General features: G+C 66.5%; 13 protein-coding genes and 1 tRNA gene. 6 read left to right on the plus strand and 8 right to left on the minus strand.

The features are described from left to right. Positions 1 to 92: 92 nt before the first annotated feature. Positions 93 to 1,106, minus strand: coding sequence for an anthranilate phosphoribosyltransferase (trpD, locus tag KTJ87_RS04125; protein WP_267137793.1), 1,014 nt, complete (start codon positions 1,104 to 1,106; stop codon positions 93 to 95). Then, the gene (locus KTJ87_RS04130) at positions 1,103 to 1,684 is read right to left on the minus strand and encodes an anthranilate synthase component II (protein ID WP_267137794.1); all 582 of its coding nucleotides are present in this window, start codon (positions 1,682 to 1,684) and stop codon (positions 1,103 to 1,105) included. Before KTJ87_RS04130 ends, trpD begins: the two co-directional genes overlap by 4 nt. Before the next feature lie 131 nt (positions 1,685 to 1,815). Here KTJ87_RS04130 and KTJ87_RS04135 point away from each other — a divergent pair, with 131 nt between their 5' ends. Continuing rightward, positions 1,816 to 3,147, plus strand: a complete 1,332-nt coding sequence (locus KTJ87_RS04135; protein ID WP_267137795.1) for a divergent polysaccharide deacteylase family protein — start codon at positions 1,816 to 1,818, stop codon at positions 3,145 to 3,147. 9 nt (positions 3,148 to 3,156) lie between these two features. Here the strand turns inward: KTJ87_RS04135 and trpE are convergent, their stop codons facing one another. The 5 genes from trpE to fabI form a co-directional block, all read right to left on the minus strand. Beyond that, the gene (gene trpE / locus KTJ87_RS04140; RefSeq protein WP_267137796.1) at positions 3,157 to 4,671 is read right to left on the minus strand and encodes an anthranilate synthase component I; all 1,515 of its coding nucleotides are present in this window, start codon (positions 4,669 to 4,671) and stop codon (positions 3,157 to 3,159) included. A 14-nt stretch (positions 4,672 to 4,685) separates the two neighbouring features. Then, complete coding sequence (locus KTJ87_RS04145) at positions 4,686 to 6,539, minus strand: peptidylprolyl isomerase (protein ID WP_267137797.1); 1,854 nt, start codon at positions 6,537 to 6,539, stop codon at positions 4,686 to 4,688. Between the two features lie 119 nt (positions 6,540 to 6,658). Then, positions 6,659 to 7,849 carry an aminotransferase gene (locus KTJ87_RS04150; RefSeq protein WP_267137798.1) on the minus strand — a complete coding sequence of 397 codons (1,191 nt, stop codon included), beginning with the start codon at positions 7,847 to 7,849 and terminating at the stop codon, positions 6,659 to 6,661. A 4-nt stretch (positions 7,850 to 7,853) separates the two neighbouring features. Then, positions 7,854 to 8,357, minus strand: coding sequence for a xanthine phosphoribosyltransferase (gpt, locus tag KTJ87_RS04155; protein ID WP_267137799.1), 504 nt, complete (start codon positions 8,355 to 8,357; stop codon positions 7,854 to 7,856). Between the two features lie 3 nt (positions 8,358 to 8,360). Next, positions 8,361 to 9,167 carry an enoyl-ACP reductase FabI gene (fabI, locus tag KTJ87_RS04160; RefSeq protein ID WP_267137800.1) on the minus strand — a complete coding sequence of 269 codons (807 nt, stop codon included), beginning with the start codon at positions 9,165 to 9,167 and terminating at the stop codon, positions 8,361 to 8,363. A 103-nt stretch (positions 9,168 to 9,270) separates the two neighbouring features. Between fabI and pdxH the strand changes: the two genes are divergently transcribed. From pdxH to KTJ87_RS04185, 5 genes are all read left to right on the plus strand, one after another. Beyond that, on the plus strand, positions 9,271 to 9,879 hold the full coding sequence (gene pdxH, locus KTJ87_RS04165; protein ID WP_267137801.1) for a pyridoxamine 5'-phosphate oxidase: 609 nt from the start codon (positions 9,271 to 9,273) through the stop codon (positions 9,877 to 9,879). 120 nt (positions 9,880 to 9,999) lie between these two features. Further along, entirely contained in the window at positions 10,000 to 10,524 is a 525-nt protein-coding gene (locus tag KTJ87_RS04170; protein ID WP_267137802.1) for a cold-shock protein, read from the plus strand. A 40-nt stretch (positions 10,525 to 10,564) separates the two neighbouring features. Then, a complete protein-coding gene (locus KTJ87_RS04175) occupies positions 10,565 to 11,005 on the plus strand; it encodes a DUF192 domain-containing protein (protein WP_267137935.1) in 441 nt (146 codons plus the stop codon). A 41-nt stretch (positions 11,006 to 11,046) separates the two neighbouring features. Beyond that, positions 11,047 to 11,123 (plus strand) — tRNA-Pro (locus KTJ87_RS04180). A 144-nt stretch (positions 11,124 to 11,267) separates the two neighbouring features. Further along, entirely contained in the window at positions 11,268 to 14,084 is a 2,817-nt protein-coding gene (locus tag KTJ87_RS04185; protein WP_267137803.1) for a Hint domain-containing protein, read from the plus strand. Between the two features lie 106 nt (positions 14,085 to 14,190). On the opposite strand, the gene KTJ87_RS04190 is transcribed toward KTJ87_RS04185, so the two are convergent. Next, positions 14,191 to 14,322, minus strand: a complete 132-nt coding sequence (locus KTJ87_RS04190; protein ID WP_267137804.1) for a hypothetical protein — start codon at positions 14,320 to 14,322, stop codon at positions 14,191 to 14,193. Between the last annotated feature and the right edge of the window lie 4 nt (positions 14,323 to 14,326).

Genomic DNA, 14,326 nt, shown 5'->3' on the forward strand with positions numbered 1-14,326 from the left:
GCGCAGATCGGGCTTGCGCGCGCTGTGCGCGCGGGCGGGGGCTCTGCCCCCGCACCCCCGGAGGTATTTGTGGACCAAAAGATGCGAAGGGCTCAGGCAGAGGTGATCCGCGCCAGCCCCTCGACCTTGGCGCGGGCGTGTCCGGCGTCGATGCTGTCACGCGCCATCGCGACGCCGTCGGGCAGGTTGGTCGCGCGATCGGCCACCACCAGCGCGGCGGCGGCGTTCAGAAGCACCGCGTCGCGGTAGGCGCCGGGCGCGCCGTCCAGAAGTGCGCGGAAGGCGGCGGCGTTGTGTTCGGGCGTGCCGCCGAGGATCGCCTCGAAGGGATGCACGGGCAAGCCCGCATCCTCGGGGTGAAGCGTGCGCATCGTCACGGCGCCGTTTTCCAGCGCGGCCAGGGCCGTCGTCCCGGCAATGGAGATCTCGTCGGTGCCGTCCGAGCCGTGCACCAGCCAGGCCTTGTCCGCGCCGAGTTCCTTGAGGGTTTCCGCCATCGGTCGGATCAGCGCCTCGGAGAAGGCGCCGGTCAGTTGCCGTTTCACTCCGGCGGGGTTGGTCAGGGGGCCGAGGATGTTGAAGATCGTTCGGGTGCCAAGCTCGGCCCGGACCGGGCCGACATGGGCCATTGCGGGGTGGTGCATCGGCGCCATCATGAAGGCGATGCCGATCTCAGACAGGGCGCGTTCCACCACGTCCGCGCCGACCATGACCTTGATGCCCATCTGCGTGAGCGCATCCGCCGCGCCGGATTTCGACGACAGGTTGCGGTTGCCGTGTTTGGCCACCGTGACCCCGGCGCCTGCCACCACGAAGGCCGTGGCGGTCGAGATGTTCAGCGTGCCCTTGCCGTCGCCCCCCGTTCCCACGATGTCCATCGCGCCCTCGGGCGCTGTGACCTTGTGGCACTTGGCGCGCATCACGGCGGCGGCGGCGGCGTATTCCGCGACCGTCTCGCCGCGTGTGCGCAAGGCCATCAGGAAACCGCCCATCTGGGCAGGCGTCGCCTCGCCCTCGAAGAGGATCGTGAAGGCGGCCTCGGCCTCGGACCGGGTCAGGGCGCGTTCCGCGGCGGCGGCGATCAGCGGCTTCAGCGCGTCGCTCATGCCGCGACCTTCACGGAGGCGAGGAAGGTCTTCAGCAGCGCGTGGCCATGTTCGGAGGCGATGCTCTCGGGGTGGAACTGCACGCCCTCGATGGGGCGCTCGCGGTGTCGAAGGCCCATGATCGTGCCGTCTTCCAGCTCGGCCGTGACGTCCAGCGCGGCGGGCAGGCTTGCGCGCTCGACGATGAGCGAATGGTAGCGCGTCGCCTTGAGCGGCGAGGGCAGGCCTGCAAAGACGCCCTTGCCCTCATGCAGCATCGCGCCGGTCTTGCCGTGCACGATCTCGGCGGCCCTGACGACCTTGCCGCCGAAGGCTTGGCCGATGGTCTGATGTCCAAGGCACACGCCCAGAAGCGGCGTGCCGGTCTCGGCTGCCGCCAGCGTGAGGGGTAGGCAGATGCCCGCCTGATCGGGATCGCAGGGGCCGGGGGACAGCACGATGGCATCGGGGCGCATCGCCATTGCGTCCTGCACGGTCAGCGCGTCGTTGCGGCGCACAGTGACCTTTGCCCCAAGCTCGCCCAGATAGTGGACGAGGTTGTAGGTAAAGCTGTCGTAGTTGTCGATGAGCAGGATCACGCAGGGCGCCCCTTTGGTCTTGAGGAAATTGGGGGTGCATCCCCGGTTTCGGTCGCGCTATATGTGGTCCGACGCGGGGGCGGGGGTCAAGAGCGGCCCGTGTCTCCCCCGCACGCAGGAGAATGCGCGACGTGAAAGGCTTTCTGTTCGGTCTCATTTCCGGCGGCATCGTGGCCGCCTTCGGCCTGATCGGCGCGGTGGCCTATGCGCCGGTCGTGGCGATCGAGGATGTGTCGGGACAGGTTCCGGTTCGCGCGGACGTGCAGGCACCGGACGAGCCGCCAGTTGCGGAGGTGGCGCCTGAGCCGCCGCAGGCCGATGGAGCGCCCGAGGCCATGGCGGAGACCACCCCTGAGGCCGCACCCGCGCCCGAACCGGAAGGGACCGTTCGCGCCGCCCCCGAGGCAACGGCGGAGCCTGCCGCCGGCCCTTCGCCCGAACCCTCGGCAGAGCCTGCCCCCGACCCTGCCACCGAACTTGCCCCCGACCCTGCCGCCGTGACGCCCGACGTGCCGCAGCCCGCGCCGGAACTTGACGTGGAGCTTCCCGCCGAAGAGGTTTCGCCGCTTGTCGTGACCGAGGTACCGCAGCCCGCCCAGGACGCTGCCCCCGGCGCGGCGCCCACGCCCTCGACCCAGGTGGCACCGCGCGCCAGCGCACTTGGGCTGGGTGCGGAATCCGTCGCCATGCCCGCGCCGCCCGACTCTGATCCGCCGCCGCTGTTGCGCTCGGTCGATCCGCTGGTGCCGGACCGCAGCGCGGGCCCCGCGCGCAGCGATTCAGCGCCCGCGCTGCAGGCCAACGCAATCGCCTTCGAGAATCCCGGTGATGCACCGCTGCTGTCGATCCTGCTGCACGACGATCCCGGCAGGCGGCCCGACGCGGCAGCGCTCGAGGCGTTGCCGATCCCCGTCACCGTCTCGATCAACCCGATGGCCGAGGATGCCGCAGTCACGGCGGCGATGTATCGCGGCGCCGGACTGGAGATCGCGGTCAGATCGCCGCTGCCCGACGCGGCCCAGCCATCCGACGTCGAGGTCGCCTTTGGCGTCTACCTGTCCTCGGTGCCCGAAGCGGTCGCCGTGATCGACATGGACGATGGCCGCCTGCAAGAGAACCGCCCGCGTGCCATTCAGGTCGTCGCCATCCTCAAGGAGACGGGCCACGGGCTGCTGACCTACGAGAAGGGGCTGAACGCGGGCCTTCAGATCGCCGCGCAGGAAGGTGTCGCCGCCGCAACGGTGTTCCGCGCCTTTGACGATGGCGAGCGGGACGTGGCCTCGATGAAGCGGTTTCTCGACCAGGGCGCGTTTCAGGCCGGGCTTGGCGGTCCGGTCATCCTGGAAGGCGTGATGCGGCCCGAGACGTTGCAGGCGCTGGCGGAATGGTCGCTGGGACAGCGCGCCGGGAACGTGGCGGTAGCGCCGCTGTCGGCCGCGCTGATGGATTCCGCGCAGCCCTGACGCGCGACCCTAGCTGTTGGATCCGTCGCGCACGAAGCGCCCAGCATCCTCGGCGGCCTTGCGGATCGCCTTGGACTTGTTGACCGTCTCCAGATACTCGGATTCGGGGTCGCTGTCGTAGACGACACCGCCGCCCGCCTGGATATACAGGGTTTCGTCCTTCAACACGGCGGTGCGCAGCGCGATGCACATGTCCATGTCGCCGCCTGCGCTGAAATAGCCGACGCCGCCGCCGTAGACGCCGCGCTTTTCAGGCTCCAGCTCGTCGATGATCTCCATCGCGCGCACTTTGGGCGCGCCCGAGACGGTGCCTGCGGGCAGGCCAGCCAGCAGCGCCGACAGCGCGTCGTGGTCGTCCGACAATTCGCCGACGACGTTCGACACGATGTGCATGACGTGGCTGTAGCGTTCCACGATGAACTGTTCGGTCGGGCGTACGGTGCCGATCTTCGCCACCCGGCCAACATCGTTGCGCCCCAGATCGAGCAGCATCAGGTGTTCGGCCAGTTCCTTTTCATCCGACATCAGGTCGGTCTCGAAGGCGCGGTCCTCTTCGGGGGTGGCGCCGCGCGGGCGGGTGCCCGCGATGGGGCGGATCGTGACCTCGCCGCCGAAGACCCGCACGAGGATCTCGGGGCTGGCGCCGATCACCTGGAAGCCGCCGAAGTTGAAATAGAACATGAACGGCGACGGGTTGGTGCGCCGCAGCGAGCGGTAAAGCGCGAAGGGCGGCAGCGGAAACGGCTGCGACCAGCGCTGCGAGGGCACCACCTGAAAGATGTCGCCCGCGCGGATGTACTCCTTGGCCTTCTCGACGGCGGCGAGATAGGCGTCATGGCTGAAATTCGACGTCAGCTCGGGCAACTCGGCGATGTCGCCAAGGTCGCGGTCGCTGGTGCCGGGGGCGCGTTCGAGATCGCGCACCGCGTCCATCACCCGCTCTGCCGCCTGCGCATAGGCCGCGCGCGCCGACAGGCCGGACGACACCCAGGCGGGCGACACCACCGTCACCTCGCCCTTCACCCCGTCGAGAACCGCGATCACGGACGGGCGCATCATCACCGCGTCAGGCAGGCCGAGCGGGTCGGGGTTCACGTTCGGCAGATGTTCGACCAGACGGATCATGTCATAGCCGAGATAGCCGAACAGGCCCGCGCTGGCGGCGGGCAGGTCCGCGGGCAAGTCGATCCGCGACTCGGCAATTAGAGTGCGCAGGGTGTCCAGCGGCGCGCCGTCCAGAACCTTGAAGGCATCGGCATCGAAACGCGCTTCGCGGTTCACCCGGCTTGTCGTGCCCCGGCAGTCCCACACCAGATCGGGCTTCATCCCGATGATCGAATAGCGTCCCCGCACCTCGCCGCCGGTGACGGATTCGAGCATGAAGCTGTCCTTGCGCGCCTCGGTCAGCTTGAGCATCAGAGACACCGGCGTGTCGAGATCGGCGGCGAGCCGGGCATAGACCACCTGGTTTGCGCCCGCGTCGTAGCCTGCCTCAAACTCCGCGAAGGAAGGGGTCAGCGCCATGGTGTTTCCCCGTCCTACTGGAACTGAGCGTTCACTTGGTTGAGGATGTTCTGGTCAAGCTGGATGCCCGCCCGCGTCTCGACCGCGCGGGTGAAGGCATCAAGCATGTCCGACCCGAGGCTCTGCGCGGTCTGCTGGGACAGCCGTTCGCGCAGTTGTGCAAGGTCAGGGTTGCCGGTGTCGGGGGCGTTGACGGCGTCAAGCTGGACCAGCGCGACGCGCCCCTCGCCCTCGATCACCCGCGCCTCGCCGGGTTCCATCTCGAACAGGGCGGGCACCATGCCTTCAGGCGTGCCGTCAAGGAACGCCTGCCGCCCGATCGCCGCTTGCGAGCGGCTGGACAGGCCGAGCGCGCCGAAGGCCGCACCTTCGTTGAGCCGGTCCGCAAGCGCCTGCGCCTGCGCCGCCAGTGCCTCGGTGGTTGCCTGCGCTTCCCATGCGTCGATCACGGCGCCGCGCACCTCGCCGAACGGCTGCACCTCGGGCGCGCGGACGGCGTCGAGCCGCAGCGCGAAGATGCCGCCATCGTCCAGCGGCAGCACTTCGGGGAAATCCCCGATTTCGGCCTCGACCGCCGCCGTGCGGAAGGCGTCATAGGCAGCGATGTCGTCACGGCTGTCTTGCGTGAACCCGATCGTGCCAAGCTGCATCGAGGTGTCCTGCGCCAGTTCCTCCAGCGTTGCGCCGCCTGCCAGTTCGTCGTCGATGGCGTCCATGCGTGCATCGACCTCGCGGCGGGCGCGGTCGGCGACAAGCTCTTCGCGCAATTCGTCCCGGACGTCCTCGAACGGTGTTTCCTGCGGGGCGAGAATGCCGTTCATGCGGAACAGCGCGGGGCCAAGGTTCGTGGTGATGGGGCCGGCGACGCCGGGCGCCTCGAGGCCGAACAGCGCGCCGGACGCGGGGCCGGGCAGGTCGCCCTCGGCCACGTCGCCCAGATCGACGTCTTCCAGCGACAGGCCGCGCTCCTCGACGATGGCGTCAAAGCTCGCCTCGCCAGCGTCGATGCGGGCCTTGGCGTCTTCAGCCTGTTCCACGCTGCCGAACACCAGACGTTCCACAAGCCGCCGCTCTGGCACGACATACTGGTCGATGCGTTCGTCGTAGAGCGCGCGGATCTGATCCTCGTCCACGGCGATCTCGTCCATCACCATGTCGGGCGTCAGCCAAGCATAGGTGATCTCGCGGGTTTCGGGCCGGGTGAATGCGTCGGGGTTCGCGTCGTAATAGGCGCGCAGCGCGTCCTCGGTGGGTTCGGGCAGCGGCTCGTCCAGCGCGCCGGGGCCAAGCACAGTCCATGTCGCGTCCCGCGTCTCGGCGGCAAAGGTGAACAGCCGGTCGACATAGGCATCGGGGGCGGGGGTGCCTGCGGACACCGCGCCCTGCACCACGGTTCGCGCCACTTCCGAGCGCAGGGACGCCTCGAAGTCGGACACGGTCAGGCCCGAGTTCTGCAGCGCGAATTCATAGGACTGGCGGTCGAAGGAGCCGTTCAGGCCCTGGAAGGCGGGGATCTGCACGATCTGTTCGCGCAGGTTCGCGTCGCCTACGGAAATACCGGTGCGCGCGGCTTCGTCCTCGATCGCGACCTGGCTGACGACACGCCCCAGAACGGCGCGGTCGAGGCCGAACTGCTGCGCCTCGGCAAAGCTGAGCGGCTGGCCGGTCTGCGCCTGGATCGCGCGCAATTCCTGGTTCAACTCGCGCGCATAGCGGTCGATGGACACCGGCGTCTCGCCCACGGTGCCAAGCGACCGGGTGCCGCCGCCGAAATTCGAGGTGCCAAAGCCTGCAAGGCCCACGATCAGCAGGGCAAGGATGATCCAGACCACCGTCTTCGAGGTCTTGCTTTGTCCCAGCTTCGCCATGGTGTCCGTTCCCTTATGCCGCGTTCCGCGATCTCTATGCGCAGCAGGGGCGCGGGGCAAGGGCAGGGCGGCGGGGCGCGGCGTTCAAAATTCCGTCGACGCGGCCTTGCCAGAGGCGATCAGGGCCGAAAGCCCGCAAGCCGGTCGAACAGCACGCCAAGGCCCTGCCGGTCAGCGTTGGCAAAGGCGATGCGCAGCTGCCGCGCGCCGCCCGGATCGCCGTCGGGCATGAACATCGTGCCGGGCAGCACCAGAACGCCCGCCTCGCCCACCAGCCTGCGCGCCAGCGTGTCCGACGTCATGTCGAACGGATGCTCGGCATAGGCGAAATACGCGCCGCAGCCCAGAAGCCGCCAGCCGTCCAGCCGGGGGAAACTTTCTTCGATGGCGGCGCGGCGGTCGAGAATCTCGGCCCGTTCGCCTGCCAGCCATTGCGACAGGTTCCGCATCCCCCAAAGCGCGGCCCGCTGGCCAAGCTGGTTGGGGCAGATCGTGACGGTGTCGAGATACTTCTCGACCTCGGCCAGCCGCGCCTCGCTTGCCACCATCGCGCCGACGCGGTGGCCGGTCAGGCGGTAGGCCTTGGAGAACGAGTAAAGCTGGATCAGCGTGTCGTCCCAGTCGGGATCGGCGAAGAGTTCATGCGCGGCGCCGCTGCGGCTGTCGAAGTCGCGGTAGGTCTCATCCACGATCAGCGCCAGGCCATGCGCGCGCGCCAGATCGAAGAACGCGCGCAGCGTGGCGGCGGGGTATTCGACGCCCGACGGGTTGTTCGGGCTGACCAGTACGATGGCGCGGGTGCGCTCGGTGATCGCGGAGCGGGCGGTGTCCACGTCGGGGATCAGGCCGGGGCCGGGGGGCAACGGCACGCAAGCGATGCCCGCCATGTCGAGCGCCATCTTGTGGTTGAAGTACCACGGCAGCGGCAGGATCACCTCGTCGCCCGCGCCCGCCAGCGTGGACAGGGCGGCGGTGAACGCCTCGTTGCAGCCCGAGGTGATGGCGACCTGCGTCTCTGCGACCGGGCCGCCGTAGCTGGCCGACCACTGTTGCGCGACCTCGGCCCGCAACTCGGGCAGGCCCAGCACGGGGCCGTAAAGATGCGCGCTCGCGTCCTCGACGACGATGCGCGCCAGTTCCTCGCGCAGGGCCATCGGCGGGGGTTCCACCGGCGCGGCCTGGCTTACGTTCACAAGCGGCAGATGCGCGGGCGGCGGCGTGTCGGTCAGCCAGCGCCGCGCCTCCATCACCGGCGGCGGCGTGGTGGCCGCCATCGCGGGGTTGAGGGGGCGCGTCGGCTTGGCGGGCACGCCGTCAGTCCCGGCCGCGATAGGGTTCGACGTATTGCAGCGCCATGTCCCAGGGGAAGAAGATCCAGGTGTCCTGGCTCACCTCGGTGATGAAGGTGTCGACCTGAGGGCGGCCCTGCGGCTTGGCATAGACCGTGGCGAAATGCGCCTTGGGATACAGGTCGCGCACCAGTTCCAGCGTCTTGCCGGTGTCGACAAGGTCGTCGACCACAAGGATGCCGGTGCCGTCGCCCATCATCTCGGCATCGGGGGCCTTGAGCACCCGCGCGGCGGCGCGTGACTGGTGGTCGTAGGATTTCACGCTGATGGTATCGACCGTGCGGATGCCAAGCTCTCGGCTGACGATCATCGCGGGGGCCATGCCGCCCCGCGTGATCGCGACCACGGCCTTCCAGGCACCGTCATCCGGCCCCTGACCGTCCAGCCGCCACGCCAGCGCGCGGCTGTCGCGGTGGATCTGGTCCCACGAGACGTGAAAGCCTTTTTCATGCGGCAGGAATTCGGTCATGGCTCAGGCCTTTTCGATATCGGGAGCGTCGACGGCCTTCATGCCGACCACATGGTATCCGGCATCGACATGCAGGCATTCGCCCGTCACGCCCGACCCCAGATCCGACAGAAGATACAGCGCCGATTTTCCCACGTCGTCGGTGGTGACATTGCGGCGGAGCGGTGAGTTGTATTCATTCCACTTCATGATGTAGCGGAAATCGCCGATGCCGCTGGCGGCCAGCGTCTTGATCGTGCCCGCGCTGATCGCGTTCACGCGGATGCCGTCCTTGCCCAGGTCTTCGGCCAGATAGCGCACCGACGCCTCCAGCGCGGCCTTGGCGACGCCCATCACGTTGTAATGCGGCATCACCTTTTCCGCCCCGTAATAGGTGAGGGTCAGCGCGCTGCTGCCCGGCCCCATCAGCTTTTCGGCGCGCTGCATGATCGCGGTGAAGGAATAGACTGATATGTCCATCGAGACGCGGAAATTGTCGCGGCTGGTGTCCACGTAGCGCCCGCGCAATTCCGACTTGTCGGAAAAGCCGATGGCGTGGACCACGAAATCAAGGCTGCCCCATTCCGCCTTGAGGGTCTCGAACAGCGCGTCCATCGATGCTTCGTCGCCCACGTCGCAAGGCAGCACGAGCGACGACCCAAGCGACGCGGCCAGCGGATCGACCCGCTTTTTCAGCGCGTCGCCCTGATACGAGAACGCAAGCTCGGCGCCCGCATCTGCGCAGGCCCGCGCGATGCCCCAAGCGATCGACTTGTCGTTCGCAAGGCCCATGATGAGGCCACGCTTGCCCGCCATCAGCTTCGTTGACATTCGTCGCCCCTCACTCACTTTTCCGGTGCAAGGTCGTCTAGGACATTCCCCCCCCGCCATCAAGAGACACCGGGGCATACACAGGCTTTGGAAAGGGTATCACATGGACAGCGCAAGAGACGGCATCTTCGCCGGGGACGATCCGTTCGAGATCGCCCGCACCTGGATGAGCGAGGCGGCCAGAACCGAACCGACCGATCCCAACGCGATGGCGCTGGCCACGGTGGACCCGGAGGGCATGCCGAACGTGCGGGTCGTGCTGCTGAAAGAGATCGAGGCGGACGCGGTGGTGTTCTATACCAATTACGACAGCGCCAAGGGGCGCGAGTTGATCGCCAGCGGCAAGGCCGCGATCAACCTGCACTGGAAGACGCTTGGCCGACAGGTGCGGATGCGGGGGCCAGTCGTGAAGGAAGACGGCCCACAGGCCGACGCCTATTACCGCTCGCGCGCGGTGGGCAGCCGCATCGGGGCATGGGCGTCCGAGCAGTCGCGTCCGCTGGCGTCGCGTGCAGCGTTGATGGAACGGGTCGAAACCCTGGGCGCCGAGTTGGGAGACGACCCCGCCCGCCCGTCCTTTTGGGGAGGTTTCCGGCTTTGCCCGCTTGAGATAGAATTCTGGGCAGACGGGGAATTCAGATTGCACGACAGGTTTCGCTGGTCTCGGCCAAGCGCTGATACTGGTTGGAAAATTCAGCGTCTGAACCCCTGAGATTCGCGCGACGTGAAATGCAACGCTTTGTTTTACTCTCGTTTTTCCGCTTGATCTGATCTGTCCAGTTTGAAATTGCTGTTGTCAATCAAATCGCCGGAAAGGCGCGAAGGCAAAGTGATGAGCGACGAGGACGACGCAACCCGCACAGTGGTCGGCAAGGTCAAATGGTTCGATCCCGTCAAGGGATTCGGCTTTGTGGTGCCAGAGGGTGGCGGCCGGGACATTCTTCTGCATGCCAACGTCCTGCGGAATTTCGGTCAGAGTTCGGTCGCGGACGACAGCGGCATCACGCTTGTCGCGCAGAACACGTCACGCGGAGAACAGGCGGTGACGGTCGTCGAGATCAGCCCGCCCGAGGCGACGGACGAGGCCCCGCTCGAAGAGATTTCGGCGCAGGATCATCCTGCCGACGAGGGCCCGCTGGAGCCCGCGCGGGTGAAATGGTTCGACAAGGCCAAGGGCTTTGGTTTCGCCAATGTGTTTGGACAGGACGACGACATCTTCCTACACGTTGAAGTGTTGCGCCGGTCCGGCTTTTCCGACCTTCAACCCGGTGAGGCCGTGAGCCTGCGCATCGTCGAGGGCAAGCGTGGCCGCATGGCGTCGCGCATCCTCGCATGGGACGCGGCGCTGAAGGAGTGATCTTGTGAAATTTGCGGTGACGGGGGCTGCGTTCGCGGCCATGATGGGCGCGGGGTCAGCGCAGGCCGACTGCGCCTTCGATCAGGTCGAGGTGCGCGGCAACGGATCAAGCGCCCGCTTCACGGTCGACGTGGCGGACGACAATGCCGAACGCGGGCAGGGCCTGATGTTCGTCGAAGAGATGGCACGTTCGCGCGGGATGCTGTTTGTCTTCGACCAGCCGCAACCCGTCTCGTTCTGGATGCGCAACACGCTCATTCCACTCGACATGATCTTCGTCGGTGCGGACGGCGTTGTGCGCAGCGTGCACGAGAATGCCACGCCGCTGGACGAGAGTTCGATCTTCGGCGGGAACGACATCCAGTATGTGCTCGAGATCAACGGAGGGCTTGCGCAGCGCCTTGGCATCGGCCCGGGCAGCGAGCTGCGCCATCCGTCGATGGATCAGGACGCGGCGGCGTGGGCCTGCGCCGACGGTTAGGGCTTTCCTATGTCTGCGCGTCTTTGTAGAGAGACGCGGATCGGGGCGTGGCGCAGCCTGGTAGCGCGACGGTTTTGGGTACCGTAGGTCGTAGGTTCGAATCCTATCGCCCCGACCATTTCTGGGCTCGGCCCGTCTTTCCGAGTGGAAGGGCGGCTATCGGCTCTATTTCCGTCGCGGACGGAATGGCCCATTTTTCGGCCCACAGTTGACACAGTGGTCTGCCAGTCCAATGCGCGGTGCAGCGCAGGTGGCCAGGACGATGTCAACATACACGGTAACTTCAGCGAACTGGAATAATCCGGCTTTCTGGTCGTCCGTCAACGAGGCGACCGGCCAGCATGTGTTCGACTTCAGCGGCCTCGGCCCGACCTTCACCGTCGATCTCGACTATTCCACGGGCACGCTGACGATCGACGACGGATCGTCGAGTTTCAGCGTCGGCGATACCGATGCCGTCGGCAGCTTCGACGCGAACCTCGGCGGCAGCACGGTGTTTTCGGCCTTTCAGCCCATCGGCAGCGCGGGGGACGACACCTTCACTGATGACGCGGGCGGAACTGTCGCGCGGGCCCTCACCATCACGAACGCCAGCTTCGAAGCGACCAACCATTCCGATGGCGCCTATTCCCAAGGCATTCCATCCTGGACGATCACCGACAACGGGTCTGGAGAGGCGGGGGACTACAACCCGAGAAGCTCGGAGATCGACGAGAGCACGGTGGACGGCACCGATGTCGCCTGGCTGTATCACGGGGGAAGTTCGAGCAGCACGGCGGCGATTTCCCAGACCCTGTCCGAGACCTACAGCAGCGGAAGTGTCTACCGCTTCGATCTTCTTGTCGGCGACGGAAGCTTCAGCGGCAGCGGCGATGTCGCCTATCAGGTCAATATCTATGCCGGGTCGACCCTGATCGGAACGACGAGCGGCACCACCGGCGACATCGACGCGATGCAGGCGATTTCAGTCGAATCCACTGTGAACAACCCGGCCCTGAATGGTCAGGCGATCCGGATCGAGATCGTGCGCCCTCCCGGCACGGCGAGTGGCGAGCTGCTGGTCGACAACATCACCGGCACCGTGACAGAGCCCGGCGCGGACCAGTTCGACGGCGACGCGGGCACCGACACGGTGGACTATTCCGCTTCGGCGCAGGCGGTGACAGTCGACCTTGCGGCGGGCACCGGGTCGGGCGGTTCTGCCGAGGGCGACACCTACACCGACATCGAGAACGTCACCGGCTCGGCACAGGACGACAGGCTCGAAGGCAACGCCGACGACAACACCCTTGACGGCGCTGGCGGGTCTGACCGGCTTGTGGGCGGCGTTGGAAATGACACCGTATCGGGCGGCGCAGGCGACGATGTGATCTTCGGTGACACCGAAGAGGCGCTTGGCCTTGGCACCCCGCAAGAGGCCGGCAACCTTGTCATGGACCCTGCCGAGGTCCGTTCGGGATCGGAATCGGGCGGGAACCCGGCGTCGGCGGTCGATGGCACGTCGATCATCTATGACAACGCCGCGACGCTTGGCGATGGCACGAACGTCGCGCTGCGCATCACGCTCGTCGACAAGTCGAGCGATTCGCTTGGCGTCAATCTGACCAACCCGACGCTGAACCAGACGATCCTGTTGAGCGGTGGATCGGGTCTTCGCGGCGAGACTGCCAACATCAGGATCGAGTTTCTCGATCAGGATACGCTGCAACCGCTGTCGCTAAGCGGTTCGGCGACCTTCAGCGATCTGGACGACAATTCAGGCGGCACGCCGGGCGGCGCAGAGCAGCTGATCCTGAATCCCGGCGATTTCGTCAGCTATGCGACCGACGCCAACACCTCGCTCGTCGTGTCCGAAGACATGGGGTCCGTCACGGCAACCGGCAGCGAAGGGAATACGCCGCTCGAGCAGGATGCCTGGTTCCAGGCGCTGTTCGAGGGGCAGTCCGAAATCAACTTCACGCTCGTCTATCCCGGGCAGCAGGCAGGTTTCGGGTTCAACGGAGCCGACATCGCGAATGCGGTCATCACCGATGTGCCGCAGGGCGACGACAATCTGAGCGGCGGCGCAGGCAACGACATACTGATCGGCGGCGGCGGCGATGACACGCTTTCGGGCGGCACCGATGATGACACCCTGTCAGGAGACGGCGGCGACGATACGTTCCAGTACGTCGCTGGAGACGGCGACGACATCATCACCGACTTCAACACCGGGAACACCGGCACGCTGAGTGACGGTGACAGCACGAACAACGATTTCATCGACCTCACGGCGTTCTACGACAGCATCCACGAGCTTCATTCCGACCAGGCCGACGACGGTATCCTGAACCAGTCCAACGCCACGGACGAAAAGGGCCGCACTGTCGATTACAGCGACAACGACCAGTTTGGCGCGGGGTCGATCACGTTCACCGGCGGCACCGGGGACGACAGCTTCTTTACCGTCGAGAACACCGGTGTCGTCTGTTTCGGCAAGGGCACGCTGATCCGCACGCCGCGCGGTGAGGTGCCGATCGAAGACCTGGGCGTGGGCGATCTTGTCGAAACCCACGACGAGGGTGCGCAACCCATCCTCTGGATCTCACGCGAAACCTACGGGCCGGACGATCTTGCCGAGATGCCGCAACACAGGCCGGTGCGCATCGTCGCCGGAACGCTTGGCAATCATTCGGATCTTGTCGTGTCGCCGCTTCACGGGGTGCTCATCGGTCCTGAATTCGGTGCCGAGGCGCCATCTCTCGTTCGCGCGCGCCATCTGGCCGAAATATCGAGGCGCGTGCGGACCGTCAGGGCTGCGCAGCACATAACCTACATTCATTTCCTGCTTCCCCGACACGCCATTGTCTGGGCGAACGGGGCGGGGGCGGAAACGCTGTATCCGGGCAAGGAAACCCTGAGGACCTTCAGTCCACACAAACGCGCAGGTCTGGGACGGGTGCTGCCGGGGATTGGCGCGGGATCGGTGCTTGAGGCATATGGCCCGCCGGTGCGCCCGTTCCTGCGCCGGAAGGACGTCCTGTCGCGGCTTCGGCTGGACGGTCAGGGCTGTGCCGAGGCTGCCGCCGCGATGATGTAAGCCGGACCGCCCCGTCGGCAGAGCCCCGAGACGGTGGGTGCGGACCAGTGGCATTGGTCTTTCGGACAGCGCGGGCGAGCGGCAATGCGCCCGCCCCGCGGCACGGTCACTTCGACTTCTTGGCGCCGAGCGAGACGGGCTTGGCCGCCCCGGAATTTGCCGTGGCCAGAACCCTCGGCACTTCCTTCTTGGGTTTCTTGACTTCCTTGTTGCCGCGCTTGTTGTCGCCTTTTCCCATGATG

This window comes from Anianabacter salinae (assembly GCF_019061145.1).
GTDB classification, from domain to species: domain Bacteria; phylum Pseudomonadota; class Alphaproteobacteria; order Rhodobacterales; family Rhodobacteraceae; genus Anianibacter; species Anianibacter salinarum.